14 protein-coding genes and 1 tRNA gene are annotated in these 16,415 nt (G+C 67.4%); 2 read left to right on the top strand and 13 right to left on the bottom strand.

All coding sequences use genetic code 11. The annotated features are described in order from the left end of the window. Positions 1 to 8 precede the first annotated feature (8 nt). On the bottom strand, positions 9 to 2,276 hold the full coding sequence (locus LRQ07_RS02865; protein WP_256535789.1) for a glycoside hydrolase family 3 C-terminal domain-containing protein: 2,268 nt from the start codon (positions 2,274 to 2,276) through the stop codon (positions 9 to 11). A gap of 93 nt (positions 2,277 to 2,369) precedes the next feature. On the opposite strand from LRQ07_RS02865, the gene LRQ07_RS02860 reads away from it, so the two are divergent. Then, entirely contained in the window at positions 2,370 to 2,951 is a 582-nt protein-coding gene (locus LRQ07_RS02860; protein ID WP_256535788.1) for a TetR/AcrR family transcriptional regulator, read from the top strand. Positions 2,952 to 3,032: 81 nt separating this feature from the next. On the opposite strand, the gene LRQ07_RS02855 is transcribed toward LRQ07_RS02860, so the two are convergent. From LRQ07_RS02855 to serS, 9 genes are all read right to left on the bottom strand, one after another. Beyond that, positions 3,033 to 3,980, bottom strand: a complete 948-nt coding sequence (locus LRQ07_RS02855) for a carbohydrate ABC transporter permease (protein ID WP_256535787.1) — start codon at positions 3,978 to 3,980, stop codon at positions 3,033 to 3,035. Further along, on the bottom strand, positions 3,977 to 4,942 hold the full coding sequence (locus tag LRQ07_RS02850; protein WP_256535786.1) for a carbohydrate ABC transporter permease: 966 nt from the start codon (positions 4,940 to 4,942) through the stop codon (positions 3,977 to 3,979). The genes LRQ07_RS02855 and LRQ07_RS02850 overlap by 4 nt, the downstream gene beginning before the upstream one ends. A gap of 6 nt (positions 4,943 to 4,948) precedes the next feature. Further along, a complete protein-coding gene (locus LRQ07_RS02845; protein ID WP_256535785.1) occupies positions 4,949 to 6,316 on the bottom strand; it encodes an ABC transporter substrate-binding protein in 1,368 nt (455 codons plus the stop codon). 40 nt (positions 6,317 to 6,356) lie between these two features. Continuing rightward, on the bottom strand, positions 6,357 to 8,003 hold the full coding sequence (locus tag LRQ07_RS02840; RefSeq protein WP_256536460.1) for a glycoside hydrolase family 13 protein: 1,647 nt from the start codon (positions 8,001 to 8,003) through the stop codon (positions 6,357 to 6,359). A 189-nt stretch (positions 8,004 to 8,192) separates the two neighbouring features. Beyond that, a complete protein-coding gene (locus tag LRQ07_RS02835) occupies positions 8,193 to 9,197 on the bottom strand; it encodes a LacI family DNA-binding transcriptional regulator (protein WP_256535784.1) in 1,005 nt (334 codons plus the stop codon). 62 nt (positions 9,198 to 9,259) lie between these two features. Further along, positions 9,260 to 10,498: an LCP family protein gene (locus tag LRQ07_RS02830; protein WP_232762631.1), complete on the bottom strand. Its 1,239-nt coding sequence runs from the start codon at positions 10,496 to 10,498 to the stop codon at positions 9,260 to 9,262. A gap of 49 nt (positions 10,499 to 10,547) precedes the next feature. After that, positions 10,548 to 10,632 (bottom strand) — tRNA-Ser (locus tag LRQ07_RS02825). Positions 10,633 to 10,675: 43 nt separating this feature from the next. Beyond that, entirely contained in the window at positions 10,676 to 11,497 is an 822-nt protein-coding gene (locus tag LRQ07_RS02820; RefSeq protein ID WP_256535783.1) for an HAD family hydrolase, read from the bottom strand. After that, a complete protein-coding gene (gene serS, locus LRQ07_RS02815) occupies positions 11,494 to 12,798 on the bottom strand; it encodes a serine--tRNA ligase (RefSeq protein ID WP_256535782.1) in 1,305 nt (434 codons plus the stop codon). The genes LRQ07_RS02820 and serS overlap by 4 nt, the downstream gene beginning before the upstream one ends. 91 nt (positions 12,799 to 12,889) lie before the next feature. Between serS and LRQ07_RS02810 the strand changes: the two genes are divergently transcribed. Next, entirely contained in the window at positions 12,890 to 13,888 is a 999-nt protein-coding gene (locus LRQ07_RS02810) for a diacylglycerol/lipid kinase family protein (RefSeq protein WP_256535781.1), read from the top strand. Positions 13,889 to 13,902: 14 nt separating this feature from the next. Here LRQ07_RS02810 and LRQ07_RS02805 read toward each other — a convergent pair whose 3' ends face one another. The 3 genes from LRQ07_RS02805 to LRQ07_RS02795 all read right to left on the bottom strand — a co-directional run bounded on the left by LRQ07_RS02805 (position 13,903) and on the right by LRQ07_RS02795 (position 16,398). After that, a complete protein-coding gene (locus tag LRQ07_RS02805) occupies positions 13,903 to 14,631 on the bottom strand; it encodes a hypothetical protein (protein ID WP_256535780.1) in 729 nt (242 codons plus the stop codon). Positions 14,632 to 14,678: 47 nt separating this feature from the next. Continuing rightward, complete coding sequence (gene cls / locus LRQ07_RS02800) at positions 14,679 to 16,139, bottom strand: cardiolipin synthase (RefSeq protein WP_131492927.1); 1,461 nt, start codon at positions 16,137 to 16,139, stop codon at positions 14,679 to 14,681. Between the two features lie 85 nt (positions 16,140 to 16,224). After that, a complete protein-coding gene (locus LRQ07_RS02795; protein WP_165875449.1) occupies positions 16,225 to 16,398 on the bottom strand; it encodes a hypothetical protein in 174 nt (57 codons plus the stop codon). Positions 16,399 to 16,415: the final 17 nt, after the last annotated feature.

Here is a 16,415-nt window from a genome sequence, read left to right as displayed (position 1 = left end):
CCCGCGGCTCACTCCCCGGCGTTCGCCGCAGCCACCAGCTGCTCGATCTGCTCGAACGTGACGGGCAGCCCGGGGAATCCGGCGAGGCGGCCGATCGGGAACGACGCCATCATCTTCTGCATCGCGTCGTCGTTCGGCATCATCGACGCAGCAGCCGCATCGCCACCACCCATCAAGCCACCGAGGGCCTGCTGCACGATCGGCCCGGCGACCGGGTGGGACATCAGATCGCCGACCGAGGAGTTCATGGTCAGCTCCTGATACACCGGGTCGCCAACGATCTCGACCGAGACGGTCGAGCGGAGGTCGCGGCTCGACGCAGCGACCTCGACCGTGTAGGTGCCGCTCTCGACGATCCAGCCATCGACGCGCACGTCCCAGTAGGCCAGGTCCTCGCGCCGGACGATGAGCTCGACGACGCGCGCCTCCCCTGCGCCGAGGGCGACGGACGCGAACGCCTTGAGCTCACGAGGAGCCCGCTGCACGATGGACTGCGCAGGGGCGACGTAGACCTGCACGACCTCACGGCCGTCGCGGTCGCCGGAGTTCGTGATCTCGACCCTCACGGTGATGTCGCCGTCCGTGCCGACCTCGGCCGTCGCAGGGCCGTACTCGAACGTCGTGTAAGAGAGCCCGTGGCCGAACGGGTAGGTGACATCCAGGCGCTTCGCGTCGTACCAGCGGTAGCCGACGAGCAGCCCTTCGCCGTAGCGCACATGCCCGAACTCTCCCGGGAAGTTGCCGTAGGAGGGGTTGTCCTCCAGCCGCACGGGCACGGTCTCGGTGAGCTTGCCGGAGGGGTTGACGACACCGTAGAGCACGTCGGCCACAGCGCCACCTCCGGCCTGCCCCAGCAGCCAGCTCTCGACGATGGTCGGCACACGGTCCGCGAAGGGAAGCGCCACCACTCCGCCGTTGGACAGCACCACCACCACGCGAGGGTTCACCTCGAGCACGGCATCGAGCACCGCGAGTTGCGCCGCAGGAAGGTCGATGTGCTCGCGATCGAAACCCTCCGACTCCTCCGCGGCAGGCAGACCGAGGAAGAGCACGGCGACGTCGGCGGAGCCCGCCGCGTCGACAGCCTCGGCGCGGAGGTCATCAGCCGACCGTCCCTCTGCCGCGATGGCGCCGCCCTCGACCGCAAAACCGGGCGCGTACGTGACCTGCTCCCCGCCGAAGGCCCGTATCTCGTCCAGCGCCTTGTCGATCCGGGTGGGATTGATCAGCGATGAACCCGCCCCTTGGAAACGGGGTTCGGTCGCGAAGGCACCGATCACGGCGACCTTCTGGTCTTTCTGCAGAGGCAGCAGTGCGTCATCGTTCTTCAGTAGAACGATCGACCGTCCTGCGGCTTCGCGGGCGAGTGCATGGTGCGCGTCGACATCGAGGGGGCCTTCCGCGACCGGGCGCGCGCCCGCCTTGCGAACGAGGTCGATCGCGCGGTCGGCTGCGGTGTCGAGCACACTCTCGTCCAGGGTTCCCGCGCGCACCGCGGCGACGAGCTGCGCGTCCGTGCGTCCGCCGGAGGCGGGCATCTCCAGGTCGAGGCCGGCAGCGACACCGACGACGCGATCATTCACGGCGCCCCAGTCCGAGACGACGAGACCGTCGAAGCCCCAGTCATCGCGGAGCACGCTGGTGAGCAGCCAGGGATCCTCCGAGGTCCAGACCCCGTTGAGCTTGTTGTACGAGCACATGACGGTCCAGGGCGACGCGTCCTTCACGACACGCTCGAATCCGCGCAGGTAGATCTCGCGAAGCGGACGGGGGTCGACGTCGGAGCTCGCCCGCATGCGGTCGAACTCCTGGTTGTTCGCCGCGAAGTGCTTGAGCGAGGTGCCGACCCCTTGCGACTGGATGCCTCGGACCGAGGCGGCCCCGAGTATTCCGGAGACGATCGGGTCCTCGGAGAAGTACTCGAAGTTTCGTCCGCACAGCGGCGAGCGCTTGATGTTGATGCCGGGCCCGAGCACGACGGCGACGTCCTCGATCGCGGCCTCCACACCGATCGCCGCACCGACCCGCTCGATGAGTTCGGGGTCGAAGGAGGAGCCGATGCCGACAGCGGGCGGGAAGCACGTGGCCGGAACGCTGCCGGCGAGTCCGAGGTGGTCGGTGCTGCCCGCCTGCTTGCGAATCCCATGAGGACCGTCGGTCATCATCACCGAGGGGATGCCGACCCGATCGACGGCTTTCGTGGTCCAGAAGTCCGCGCCGCTGGTGAGCGACGCCTTCTCCTCGAGGGTGAGGTCGGATGCCGAGATCTCGGTCATGGTCTTCCTTTCGCGGGGACAGCGATGTCTTGCGAAAACCTTACGCGATTCAGTATTAGATTTCAAACAACATTCAGGATTACGCTCGTGATCATGGTTCGACGAGGTTCATACGCGAAGGGCGTCGCGCGACGCGAGGAGATCCTCGAGAGCGCCCTCGACGTGATCGGGCGCAAGGGGTATCAGAACGCCTCGCTCAAGGAGATCGCCGAGGTGGTCGGTGTGACCCCCGCCGCACTGCTGCACTACTTCGGCTCGAAGGAGGAGCTCTTCACCGAGGTTCTCCGCAAGCGCGACGAGCACGACGGCCTGGATCCCTCCGTCGCCGGGGCCGCCGGAACCCGCGACGGCTTCCTCGAGGTCATCCGCCACAACACGCAGGTGCCGGGGCTCGTCGCCCTCTTCTCCCGGTTGTCCGTGGATGCCGCCGATCCCGAGCATCCGGCCCACGCCTACTTCCTCGAGCGCAGCGAGCGCTTGCGCGGGACGATCGCGGAGAGCTTCGCCACCGAGGAGCAGCGTCCGGCGCTCGACCCCGAGACGCTGGCGCGGATCATCCAGGCCGCGTCGGACGGCCTCCAGCTGCAGTGGATGATCGACCCCTCGGTCGACATGCCCGGCATCATGACCGCGCTGATCGACACTCTCGCCCCCCGCCCCGCTCCCCACCCGTGACGCCGAGACCCCGCCTTCTCGTCGAGACCCCGCCCTGGGGGCGACAACGGCCGGGGGTCTCGGCGGGAGAGGGGGTCTCGGCTAGCCCTTGACGGCACCCCCCAACCCCGCCGAGCGCAGGAACACGGATTGGAACAGCAGGAACATGCCGATCGGGATCAGCGTCGCGATCGCCAACGCTGCCAGGAACACGTCGAGCTCGGTCTGCGACTGCACGGCCGGAAGACGGACCGACAGCGGCTGCACGGCGGGATCGGGCAGCACCAGCATCGGCCAGAGGTAGTCCTTCCAGGCCGCGATGATCGCGAACACGGAGACCACGCCGAGGATGGGCTTCGACATGGGCAGCACGATCGACCAGAACAGGCGGAAGGGGCCGGCACCATCGGTCCGCGCCGCCTCGAACACTTCGCGGGGCAGGCTGTCGAAGAACCGCTTCACCAGCAGGATGTTGAACGCGTTCGCGCCCATAGGCAGCCAGACCGCGAGGTAGTTGTTGAGCAGGCTCACATCCCCGAGGAGTGGTGGGTGGACGATCGTCAAGTACAGCGGCACGAGCAGCACGATGCCCGGGATGAACAGCGTCGCCAGCACCAGCGCGTTCAGGATCGGGGCGTACCGCGGCCTCAGCACCGAGAGCGCATAACCGCCGGTGGTCGCGATGAGCAGCTGGACGAACCAGGCGCCGAGCGCGATGATCACCGTGTTGAAGAAGTACTGATCGATGTGTATGTCGTTCCACGCAGTCGACAGGTTCTCCCAATCGGTCCCGTTCGGCCAGAGCGCGAACGGCTGCTGCAGCGTGTCCTGCGTCGGCGTGACGGCCGACTTCGCCAGCCACAGAATCGGCCCGAGTCCGGCGATCACCAGCCCGACGGTGAGGAACACATGCGTGAGCGACATGCCGACGCGGATGCCACGCCGCCGCCGCTCCGAGTCCGAGACGACGGTGCGGTCCCCGACGCGATCGGCGGCCTTCTCCGCTGCCTTCTCCGCCGCACGGGTCGAGAGGCGGGTGGTGAGACTCATGTCGTGCTCCAACGGTCGGTCAGCCTGAAGTACAGCCAGGAGAGCAGGGCGAGGACGATCGCGAGCAGGACCGAGACGGCCGTCGCCTCTCCGTAGTCGCCGCCCAGACTGTTGCGGAAGGCCTTGTCGTAGATGTACAGCAGCACGGTCTTGGTCGCCCCGGCAGGGCCGCCCCCGGTGAACAGGAACGGTTCGAGGAAGACCTGAGCGGTCGCGATGATCTGCAGGATCAGCATGATGAAGAGGATGCCGCGCAGCTGCGGCAGCGTGACGTGCCAGATCTTCTTCCAGATTCCGGCACCGTCCACCTCGGCGGCGTCGTAGAGCTCGGGCGGCACCCCCAGGAGCGCGGCGAGGTAGATGATGATCGAGCCGCCCGCTCCGGCCCAGGTGGCTTCCAGCACGAGGGACGGCATCGCCTGCACGGCATCCTGGATCCACGGTTGCGGGGGGATGCCGACATATCCGAGCACGGTGTTGAACACGCCGGAAGGGTCGGCACTGTAGAAGAACTTCCACAGCAGTACGGCGACCACGGGCGGGATCACGACCGGGAGGTAGGCGAGGGCCGAGTAGATGCCTTTGCCGCGGCGCACCTCGCTCATCAGCACGGCCATCAGGAGCGGCAGCGGAAAACCGAAGAGCAGAGCGAGCACAGCGAACCACAGCGTGTTGATCACTGCTCGACCGAGTTCCGGATCACCGATCACCGCGACGTAGTTATCGAACCCGACCCATTCGGAGACGATCAGGTTCGTCTTCTGCAAACTCATGATCACGGACTGCACGATGGGCGACCATGAGAAGAAGACGAACACGAAGAGCATCGGGAGCACGAACAGGAGGTTCGCGAGCCCGCCGCCTCGGAACCACGTGAGCGGCGAGCGGCGACGGGAGGTGCGCACAGCGGGCGGCGGAGAATCCTCCATCGCCGCCCGCTGCTCGGAGAGCGTCATCGTCATGAAGCGTTACTCGTCGAGCTTCGCCTGCGCATCGGTCTGCGCCTGAGCGAGCAACGCGTCGATGTCGGCGTTCTGATCGGTGAGCACCTTCTGCACGACGGTGTCGAGGAGCGCGTAGACCTCCTGGGTCTTCACCTTCGGCTCACCGACCGGCGTCTGATCCCAGATACGGTCACTGAACGGCGCCATCTGTTCGACGGGCACGTTGATGTAGTCGGCGATCCACTCCTGCGACTCGTCGTACAGTTCGCGGCTGAGTACAGGCAGGAGCGGGGTGCCGACGGCCTGGCCCGACTCGTTCAGGGTCTTGGCGTCGAGGACGGCGGCGTCCTCATCCATCAACTTCTGCATGTAGTACCAGTCGATCCACGTCACCGCCGCCGCCTTCGTCGCGTCGTCGACCGTGGGGCTGATCACCGCGATGTCACCGCCGCCGAGGGTCCCGGGGTCGTCGCCCTCCATCGGCACGACGGTCATGCCGTAGATCGACGGCTCCATGCCGAAGTCGCGGACGAGAGCGGTGTAGATGTCGGAACCCGACGTGTACATGCCGATGTTGCCGGCAGCGAACTCCTGGTTGATCGTGCCCCAGTCGAGGTCGACCTTGGAACCGAACGAGCCGTCCTCCCACTTCACATCGTGCAGGAACTGCAGCGCGGCCGTGGTGGCGTCGTTGTCGATCGTCGACTCCGCCGTGCCGTCGCTGTTGTCGGTCTGCGTGCGACCCCCGCGCGCCACGGTCTGCGAGGTGAGCTGCCAGCCGCCCGTGTTGTTGATCGCCATCTGCGCGTAGCCGGCTTTGCCCGTCGCGTCGGTGATCGCCTTCGCGGCCGTGCGGATCTCGTCCCACGTCTGAGGCGGGTTGTCGGGATCGAGCCCCGCCGCCTCGAACAGGTCCCGGTTGTAGTGCAGCGCTGCTGCGTAGGCCTGGCGCGGGAAACCATAGATCTTCCCATCGGAGCCGGTGACCCCGTCAAGGACGATCGGATTGAACTTGTCTGTGTAGCCGAGCTCCTCGATCGCGTCGGTCACGTCCATCAGCTGCCCGTTCTCGAGCAGTGTCTTGGAGTCGGTGAACGGCACGGTGAACACGTCGGGCAGGCTGCCACCGGCGAGTTGCACCGCGAAGGTCGGGCCCTCCCACTCGTACTCGACGCCGATGATGTCGATGTCGGGGTGCTCCTCCTCGAACTGCTTCTCCTGGGCGGCGAACGCCTCATAGGCCGCGGCGTCGGCTCCCGGGGGGAACGTGGCGACGCGCAGCTCGGTCTTGCCATCGGTACCGTCATCGCCGCTTGACGTGCAGCCGGCGAGTGCGCCGACCGTGGCGAGCACGGCGACGCCGGCGACCAGGGCTTTCGTTGGTGACTTCATTGTCGGTCCTTCCATGTGATGCGGATCGGGTAGTGCAGGGCTACTTGTGCGCTCGCGGGGAGCGCCCGGGAACGGCTCGAAGAGCGAGCCAGGCAGTGGAGTCGGGGGGCAGTGCGCCACCGTCGAGGAGCGTGCTGGCGAGCAGCACCTCATGGTGCGCGGGCAGCGGAACCGGCACCGCGCCGAGGTTGGTGATGCTGACCGTGCCGTCGCCGCGACGGAACGCGAGGACATCGGCGCCGAGCTCGAGCCACTCCAGTTCGCTTCCGGCGAAGTCGTCGATGCGTCGGCGCACCGCGATCGCCGCACGGTAGAGGTTCAACGTCGAGCCCGGGTCGGCGTCCTGGGCCTCGACCGAGAGCCCCGCCCAATCGGCAGGTTGCGGGAGCCACGGCGCTCCGCCGAACCCGTAGGGGCTCGACGCGCCCGCCCACGGCAGCGGCACGCGGCAACCGTCCCGTCCGGGGTCGACACCGCCGGAGCGGAAGTGCATCGGATCCTCGATCACGTCGAGCGGAAGCTCCACCTCCGGGAGGCCGAGCTCGTCCCCTTGATAGATGTAGAGGCTCCCGGGGAGGGCGGCGACCAGCAGCGCCGCGGCCCGCGCTCGGCGCGCTCCCCGCTCCACGTCGGTCGCGGTGCCGCGCCGCTTGCGCTCGAAGGCGAACGAGGAGTCCGCCTGCCCGTAGCGCGTCACCGGACGCGTCACGTCATGGTTGGAGAGCACCCACGTGGCCGGAGCTCCGACCGGCTCGTGCTCGGCAAGGGTGCGGATGATGGAGTCGCGCATCGCCCGCGCGCTCCACGGCTGCGTCATGAACCCGAAGTTGAAGGCCGTATGCATCTCCCCCGGACGCAGATAGCGAGCGAATCGCTCTGCATCGTCGAGCCAGACTTCGCCGACGAGCACCCGCTCGCCGTCGTACTCGTCAGCGACGGCACGCCAGTCACGGTAGATGTCGTGCAACTCGTCACGATCGATGTGCGGGTGCCCCGCCGTCGGAGTGCCGCCGGCGGGGAGGTCGGGCAGAGCCGGGTCCTTGACCGGAAGGGCGGCGGAGTCGATGCGGACGCCCGCGACGCCTCGGTCGAACCAGAAACGCAGGACGTCCTCGTGCTCGCGGCGCACGTCGATGTGGTTCCAGTTGAGATCGGGCTGCTCGGGAGTGAACAGGTGCAGGTACCACTCGCCGGGGGTTCCGTCGGGATTGTACGTGCGCGTCCACGTCTCGCCCTGGAAGCTGGAGACCCAATTGGTGGGGATGCCGGAGCCGTCGGCGCCCCGACCGGGGTGGAACCAGAAGCGCTCGCGCTCGACACTGCCCGGCCCTGCGGCCAGTGCCTGCTGGAACCACTCGTGCTGGTTCGAGATGTGGTTCGGCACGATGTCGACGATCGTGCGGATGCCGAGTTCGAGCGCCTCCGCGATGAGCTGCTCGGCCTCTTCGAGGGTGCCGAAACGGGGGTCGATGCGCCGGTAGTCCTGCACGTCATAGCCGCCATCGGCGAGCGGACTCTGGTACCACGGCGTGAACCAGAGCGCATCGACCCCGAGGCTCTTGAGGTATCCGAGGCGGGAGCGCACGCCGGCGAGATCGCCGATGCCGTCGCCGTTGCCGTCCGCGAAGCTGCGCACGTACACCTGATAGATGACGGCCGTGCGCCACCACCCCTCACCCGCGGGCATCGTCAGGGTGCGGGTAGGTGCCGCGCTGCGCAGAACATCAGTGTCCACGGAACTCCTCGTCGTCGGGGGGCGATGAGTTGAATGTAGCTTTTCCATGCTCTTAACGCAAGAAGTAAACGAGATGTTGGAAATTTGCGATGCGCTACGGGCGCACGAAGCCGTTCGTCGCGACGCCGGTGCGCCTCCCGGTCAGGCCAGCGGACCCGTCGAAGACCGCAGGACCAACTCGGGCTCGAACAGCAGCTCGTCGCTCGGCCGCGAGGTTCCGGCGATCTGTGAGAGCAGCAGCGCGATCACGGCGCGCCCCATCGACTCGATCGGTTGCCGCACGGTCGTCAGCGGTGGCTCGGTGCAGCTCATCAGCGCCGAGTCGTCGAAGCCGACGATGCTCACGTCACGGGGAACCGCGAGCCCCGCCCGCCGCGCGGCGCGCACCGCGCCGAGGGCCATCGGATCACTCGCACAGACGATCGCCGTGGCCCCGGCGGCGAAGAGCCGCGCCGCGCCGGCCTGCCCCGATTCGAGCGAGTACATGCCGCGCACCACGAGTTCTTCGGACAGCGGCTCACCGAGCTTCTCCAGCAGACGACGCGCAGACTCGAGCTTGCGCTGCGACGGGACGTGATCGTCGGGCCCCAGGAGGAGACCGATGCGTCGATGCCCGAGCTGATGCACGTGGAGCACCGCCTGTTCGGCCGCCGCCGCGTCGTCGGTCGAGACTGTCGCGAACTGCAGCTCGGGCACGCGGGCGTTCACGAGAACCGTCGGCAGGTTCACCTGGCGCAGCCGCTCATAGTGCGCGTGCGCGGCATCCGCCTGTGTGTAGTTTCCGCCGAGGAAGATCACTCCCGAGACCTGCTGCGCGAGAAGCAGGTCGACGTAGTCCGACTCCGTCACGCCGCCCGCGTTCTGCGTGCACAACAGAGGCGTGTAGCCGTTCTGAGTGAGCGCGCCACCGACGATCTCGGCGAAGGCGGGGAAGATCGGATTCTGCAACTCGGGGAGCACCAGACCCACCAGACGCGCCCGCTCGCCGCGAAGCTTCGTCGGCCGTTCGTATCCGAGCACGTCGAGCGCGGTCAGAACCGCCTGCCGCGTGGCATCGGAGACCCCCGGCTTGTCGTTGAGCACACGGCTGACCGTGGCTTCGCTCACTCCGACCTTGCGCGCCACCTCGGCGAGTCGCTTCGACATGGGGTCAGCTTACGCAAATCCTTGCAAGACTGCGCAAGCGAATTGCACGGAGCGCAGGCGTCTCAGCGGACGTTGCCGTTGGAGCAGGTCGTCTGCGCGGCCGAGTTGCCCTTGATCGAGTCGGGCAACGCCACCACGGTGTCCGGGGTGGCCGTGGGATCCGGCGTGGCCTCGGTGACGGGCTCGGTGGGCTCCTGCACGATCACGCCGTCGTTGCTGGTGTTCTGGTGCGTGATCTGCAGCTGCGCGTTCGCCTCGATCGCATCCCAGAGGGCTGCGGCGGCCTCCTGGTTCGGGACGACCTTGTTCGGGTCGGCGTAGTCCGCCCCGGTCGGGTACTGCACGAAGACGATGTCCTCGAACGGCACCGACTTCACCGCGAGCGCGATCTGCACGAGCGTCATCGGGTTGTTCGCCAACGAGGTGCTGGCTTCCAGATTGCTGAGCGCGGTGTTGGCGAGCTTGAGCATGACCGGGACGTTACCGAGCACCTCACCACTGATCATCTTGCGGGCGAGGCTCGACATGTACTGCTGCTGGTTGCCGATGCGGCCGAGGTCGCTACCGTCACCGACACCGTGGCGCGTCCGCAGGAACTGGAGGGCCTGCAGGCCTTCGACAGTGTGCGTGCCCGCGGCCATGTCGAGGCCGGTGTAGCGGTCCTTGATCGGGTTGGCGAGGCATACGTCGACGCCGCCGATCGCGTTGGTGATCTCGATCACGCCGCCGAAGGTGACGGAGGCCGCGAACTGGATCTCTTGATCGGTCAGTTCCGAGATCGTCTTGACGACGCAGTTGAGGCCACCGTCGGTGTACGCGGTGTTGAGCGGCTGCTTACTCATCGCCGAGCGGACGTTGCCCTCGTCGTCCAGGCACTCCGGGATCGGGATCATCAGATCGCGGGGGAAGCTCACGACAGTGATACGACGGGGCTCCTGAGAGACGTGCACCAGGAGATTCACGTCGTTGAGGGTGCCCTCGGAGTCACTTCCTGTGCACCGTTCGCCGAACAGACCCGCGTACTTCTCTTCGCAGGTGTCGACGCCGGTCAGGACGAGGTTGAACCCCTCCTCGTACTCGCCGATGTCCGGCGGGACCGCCTCCTGGCCCTCGAGGTCGACGGCGTTCGCGGCGACCGTACTGGAGAAGTCGTACGCGATGTAAGCCGCGACGCCGAACCCACTGACGAGCACCACCGCCAGACCGATCGCGATGAGCTTCAACAGCTGGTTGACGGGACCGGGGGTCGCCAGCTGACCGTGTCGCGCGACCGTGCGGCGGCGGCGGTGGTTCTCGCTCACTCGGGGCCTTTCGGATTCAGCGCCGGTGAGGGGCCACCGTGCTCAGCTGCGGAGGGTGTGGGATTCGAACCCACGAGACATCTCTGCCCACTGGTTTTCAAGACCAGCTCCATCGGCCGCTCGGACAACCCTCCTCGACAGACACATCTGTCGACAAGGCGTGAGTCTAGCCGAGTTCTATTCTCCCGTGCTGACCTGGGCGGGTGCTGGAAGCGTGTCGAGGGCCTGCGCCAGTCCGCCGTCCTGTACGTCTGCGGTGACCTCGCTCGCGGCATCCTTCACTTCCGCGGGGGCCTGACCCATCGCCACGGCCCGTCCGTCGAGAGCACGCGCCCAGCCGAACATACCGATGTCGTTGCGACCGTCGCCGGCGACGAGGATGCGCCCTCCGTCGAGTCCCAGTTCGGTGCGCACCTGCTCCAGTGCGGTCCCCTTGTCGACGCCCTGCGGGGCGATGTCCAGCCAGGCCGTCCAACCGATCGCGTACGAGACCTCGTTGAGACCGGCATCCGAGACGAGCCGATGGAAGTCGTCCTCGTCGTGCCCGGGCGAGACGACCACGATGCGCGACACCGGGAGTCGGCCGAGCTCCTCGAAGTCGACCTGGCGACCGCCGTCGAGCGTCCAGTCGTCGAGCTGCTCGGTGTACAGCCGCTGCCCGGAGGCGAGCTCGACCATGTATCGGGCCTCGGGCAGGCGGTCGCGCAGCAGTCCGAGAACGGGGGTCGGGTCGAACGTCTCGACGCTCCAGCGCTCCCAGTCGTCTCCGTCGCGACGCATCGTGACCGCGCCGTTGGAGCACACGACATAATCCGCGGTGAGGCCGAGCTCCTGGACGTAGCGCCGCGTCGCCATCCAGCTGCGCCCAGTCGCGATCGTGACCACGTGTCCGGCATCGCGAACCCGCGCGATCGCTTCGGGAACTCCGGGACTCATGGTCTCGTCCTGCAGCAGGATCGTTCCGTCGACGTCGAGGCCGACGAGCCAGGATGCCGTCACCGAGCTGCCCGCCCCTCGTCGAGCGGCCGGATCACGTCGAGGCCGCCGAGGTACGGGCGCAGAACCTCGGGCACCCGCACCGAGCCGTCGGCCTGCTGATGCGTCTCGAGCAGTGCGACGATCCAGCGGGTGGTGGCCAGCGTGCCGTTGAGCGTGGCGACGTGCTGCGTCTTCGCCGCGCCCTCCGACGCGTCGACCGCCGGCCGGTGGCGCACGTCGAGGCGGCGGGCCTGGAACGTCGTGCAGTTCGACGTCGACGTGAGTTCACGGAACGCCCCCTGAGTGGGTACCCACGCTTCGATGTCGTACTTGCGTGCGGCGCTCGACCCGAGGTCTCCCGCCGCGACGTCGATGACTCGATAGGCGAGACCGAGAGAGGTCAGCATCTCCTCCTGCAGGGCGACGAGGCGAAGGTGCTCGGCCTCGGCGTCCTCCGCGGTCGTGTAGACGAACATCTCGAGCTTGTTGAACTGGTGCACGCGGATGATGCCGCGGGTGTCCTTGCCGTGGGAGCCGGCCTCACGCCGGTAGCAGGTCGACCAACCCGCATAGCGGAGGGCGCCGTCGGCGAGGTCGACGATCTCGTCCTTGTGGTACCCGGCGAGCGCGACCTCACTGGTGCCGACCAGATAGAGATCGTCGTCCTTGTCGAGGTGATAGACCTCGTCGGCGTGCTCGCCGAGGAAGCCGGTCCCCTGCATGATCTCGGGGCGCACGAGGGTCGGCGTGATCAACGGCACGAAACCGTTCTGCAGCGCCTTGTCGAGCGCGAGGTTCATGAGCGCGATCTCGAGGCGCGCGCCGATGCCGCGCAGGAAGTAGAACCGCGCGCCGGAGACCTTCGCGCCGCGCTCCATGTCGATGGCGCCGAGAAGCTCGCCGAGCTCGAGGTGGTCGCGCGGCTCGAAGTCGAAGGCGGGTACGTCTCCGACCCGGCGCAGCTCGACGAAGTCGGCCTCACCGCCGGCCGGCACCCCGTCGATCACGACGTTCTCGATCCGGGCGAGCGCAGCGGATGCCGCGTCGGCTGCGTCGTTCGCCGCGTGCTGGGCCTGCTTGACGCGCTCCGCCAAGTCCTTGGCCTGCGCGACGAGCGCCGCCTTCTCTTCCTTCGGGGCTTTCGCGACCTGCTTGCCGAAAGCGTTCTGCTCCGCACGCAACTCCTCGAAGGCGGACAGCGCAGCCCTCCGCGATCGATCGGCCTCGAGTGCGACGTCGACGGTGCTCTGGTCGTTTCCACGAGCAGCCTGCGAACGGCGGACGGTCTCCGGTTCTTCGCGGAGGAGTGCGAGGTCGATCATCTTCCAAGTCTACGGTGCGGCGGACGCCACCCCTCGGCCGCACGGATGCGCGCAGTCCGCGAGACGCGGCATCGCGGATTAGAGTAGCGCCATGACCACGCCCGCCCTCGTCCGACGACAGGCGGCACTCGTCTACAACCCGATCAAGGTCGACGGGAAGCACCTCCGTGAAGCCGTGAGGGACCTGTCCCGCGAAGCGGGGTGGGAACACCCGGCCTTCTACCCGACGACGGTGGAGGATGCCGGACAGCAGGCCACTGCGCAGGCCCTCGAACGCGGCGTCGACGTCGTCCTGGTGGCGGGCGGCGACGGCACGGTCCGCGCCGTGTCCGAAGCGATCGCGAACACCGGAGTCCCGTTGGCGATCCTGCCCAGCGGCACCGGGAATCTCCTCGCCCGCAACCTCGGACTTCCGCTCGCCGACCCGACGGAGATGATCCGAGCCGCTCTCGGCGGCTTCCGGCACCCGATCGACATCGGCTGGGCGCGCCTGACCAGAGCCGACGGCGAGGAGCAGGAACACGCCTTCGTGGTGCTCGCCGGCATGGGCCTGGATGCGGACATGATCGCGAACACCCGCTCGAACCTGAAGAGGTCGGTCGGATGGATCGCGTACGTCGACGGCGCCGCGCGGTCACTGCCCCGCGCGAAGCCCTTCCGTGCGGTCTACCAGGTCGATGACGGCCGCCTGCATTCGCATCGCGCGTACAGCCTGCTCTTCGCGAACTGCGGGACCCTTCCCGCCGGCATCGCTCTGATCCCTGACGGGTCGATCACCGACGCATCCCTCGACATCGCCGTCATCAAGCCCACCGGGGTCCTCGGATGGTTCGCCGTCTGGCGCAAGATCTGGTGGGACAACTCGGTGCTGCGGCGCTTCCGTGCCGGGCGTCGCGTGCTCGAACGTCGCGGCAAGAACGCCTCGGTGCACTACTTCCACGGGGCAGCCGCCGAAGCAGCTGTGCCCGGACCGATCCCGATCGAACTCGACGGGGATGAATTCGGTGAAGCCGTGCGGATCACCTGCTGGGCCGACCCGGGAGCGCTCCTGCTGGCGCTTCCGTCCGGCCACCCGGTGCACATGCTCTGAGACCCACGGCGACGCTACCGGACCTCGACCGTTCCGTCGAGACCGCCGCCGACCAGGGTCAGCGTGAAGGTGCCGTCGTCCTCGACGGTGTCGTCACCGAACGCGAGCATGGTCGCCCGCGGCCCCATGTCCATCGTGCAGACCTGGTCGTCATCGGTGACGAAGGTGGCGGTGCCGGAGGTACCGGAACCCTCGAGGGACTCCACGACCGGGACGCAGCTCGAGGATCCCCAGGTGAGCAGCACGAGAGCACCGTCGTCGAACCAGCCGGCGGTCGGCAGGTACTCGGTCGAGCTTCCAGGCGTTCCTGCGGCAGCGGGGTCGCCGTCGAGGTCGATGTCGTCGGTGAGATCGCCGTAAGTGACGTTCAGGGTGATGTCCTTCGTCGGGTCCACGCCTTCGGGCAGGGCGCCGAGGCTCGCCCGCGGAGCGAGATCGGCCGTGCACGGCTTCTCCGCTTCCGCGGCCGGATCCGCCAGGGTCACGGTCACCGTCTGGCCCTCGCCCGTGACCTGGTCCACCTGCGGCACGCAGGTCGAGGATCCCCACGTGACGACCGCGAACATGCGGCCGTCATCGAGCAGGGCGCCCTCCATGTCGTTCTGATCGTCGACGTTTCCGGCGCTCGGAGCCGGTGAACTCGTCGGGGTGTCCGCACCCGGCCCGGCGGTGCACCCTGCGACGAGGAACGCGGCGGCGACGAGGCCGACCACGACGGCGAGGGGACGAAGCGCGGAGGTCATGCACACAGAGTATCCCGCGCCACGATCACCCGGAAGGCACTCGCGTGCTACTGCAGGGCGGAGGTGAGACGCGCCAGGTTGTCGAGCACGGTGGAGCGCAGCGGCTGCTGCATCCACTCCTCGAGGGTCAGCTCGCGACTGAGCGAGCGGTACTTGTCCTCGACTTCGCGCATCTCGGCGACGAACTCCTCGCCCCGCACCAGCATCGACACTTCGAGGTTCAGACCGAAGGAGCGCATGTCCATGTTGCTGGACCCGATGACCGCGACCCCGTCGTCGATCGTGAGCGTCTTGGTGTGCAGGATGTACGGCTTGCGATACATCCAGATCCGCACGCCGGCCTTGAGCAGCACCTCGTAGTAGCTGCGTTGGGCGTGGTACACCATCGCCTGATCGCCCTCCTCCGACACGAAGAGCTCCACGTGGACGCCTCGGTCGACGGCTGCGGTCACCGCCAGCAGGAGCGCTTCGTCGGGGACGAAGTAGGGGCTGACGATCATGATCTTCTTCTTGGCCGCGTACAGCAGCCCGAGGAAGAGCCGGAGGTTGTTCTCGACCTCGAACCCCGGTCCCGACGGCACGACCTGGCAGTCGAGGTCGCCCGAGCCGATGTTCGCATGGGCGATGTCGATCCCCTCGAGGACCGTATCGGTCTCGCTGTACCAGTCGGCCACGAAGATCGCGTTGACACTCAGCACCACGGGACCGTCCAGACGGACCATGAGGTCGACCCAGTGCAGACCGCGCTTGATGTTCTTCGGCAGGTTGTACGTCGAGTCCGTGATGTTCTGCGAGCCAAGGAACGCGATGTTGCCGTCGACGACCAGGAGCTTGCGGTGATTGCGCAGGTCAGGACGCTGCATCTTGCCCTTGAACGGCTGCACGGGGAGCATCAGATGCCAGTCGGCGCCCATGGCGTCGAGACGGGCGATGGTCTGCTTGTACCGGGGCTTGCCGCGGTTGGCCCAGTGATCGAGGAGGACTCTCACCTCGACGCCACGCGCCGAGACCTCTTCGAGCGCTCGGAAGAAATTGTCCGTCGACGCATCCGCTTGCAGGATGTAGAACTCGACGTGCACGTACTCCTGAGCGGTGCGGATGGCCTCGGCCATCTCGTCGAGGGACTCCTGGTAGTCCGAGATCAGGTGGGCGCCGTTGTCACCCGAGAGCGGCAGCGCGCCGAGCTTCTGATTCATCTGGACGATGGGCCCCAACCACTCGGGGGCGTTCGGACGCAGAGTCCCGAAGTGCAGGTGCTCACTCGTCTGGGCGATGTATTCGTTGATCTGGTCCTGCTTGCGCCGCCGGGCACGCGGGAGCCGTGGGTTTCCGATCAGCAGGAAGAGGAACACGCCGACGAACGGGATGAAGAAGACCGCGAGGAGCCAGGCCATCGCGGCCGTCGGTCGGCGATTGCGCGGGATGACGATGATCGCCGTCACGCGGATGACGATGTCGAGGGCCACGAGGAAGGCGGCTATCCACCAGCCCCAGGTCTCCGCGGTCATCGTGTCCCCTCACACCGTGGTGACGATCACCTCGGACTCACACCGGAGCCGGTGTGCTGGCTTCACAGTAGCGGATGGGTCGGACTCAGACGCGCGGCGGGAGGCCGCGCGCCGCGCGCTCTTCGGCCTCGATCTGCGCGTGGACCTTGCGCTCTTTGCGATCGAAGCGGAGGATGCCGCGGAGCACGAAGACGAACACGATGCTCACTCCGACGGTCGGCAGGAGAGACCATGCCGCGGCGAGCCAGAAGTTGTCCATCACCCCATGGTACGCGA

The organism is Microbacterium sp. J1-1 (assembly GCF_024498615.1).
Taxonomy (GTDB): domain Bacteria; phylum Actinomycetota; class Actinomycetes; order Actinomycetales; family Microbacteriaceae; genus Microbacterium; species Microbacterium aurugineum.
The sequence above is the reverse complement of the archived record's forward strand: the minus strand, read 5'-3'. Positions and strand labels throughout refer to the sequence as shown.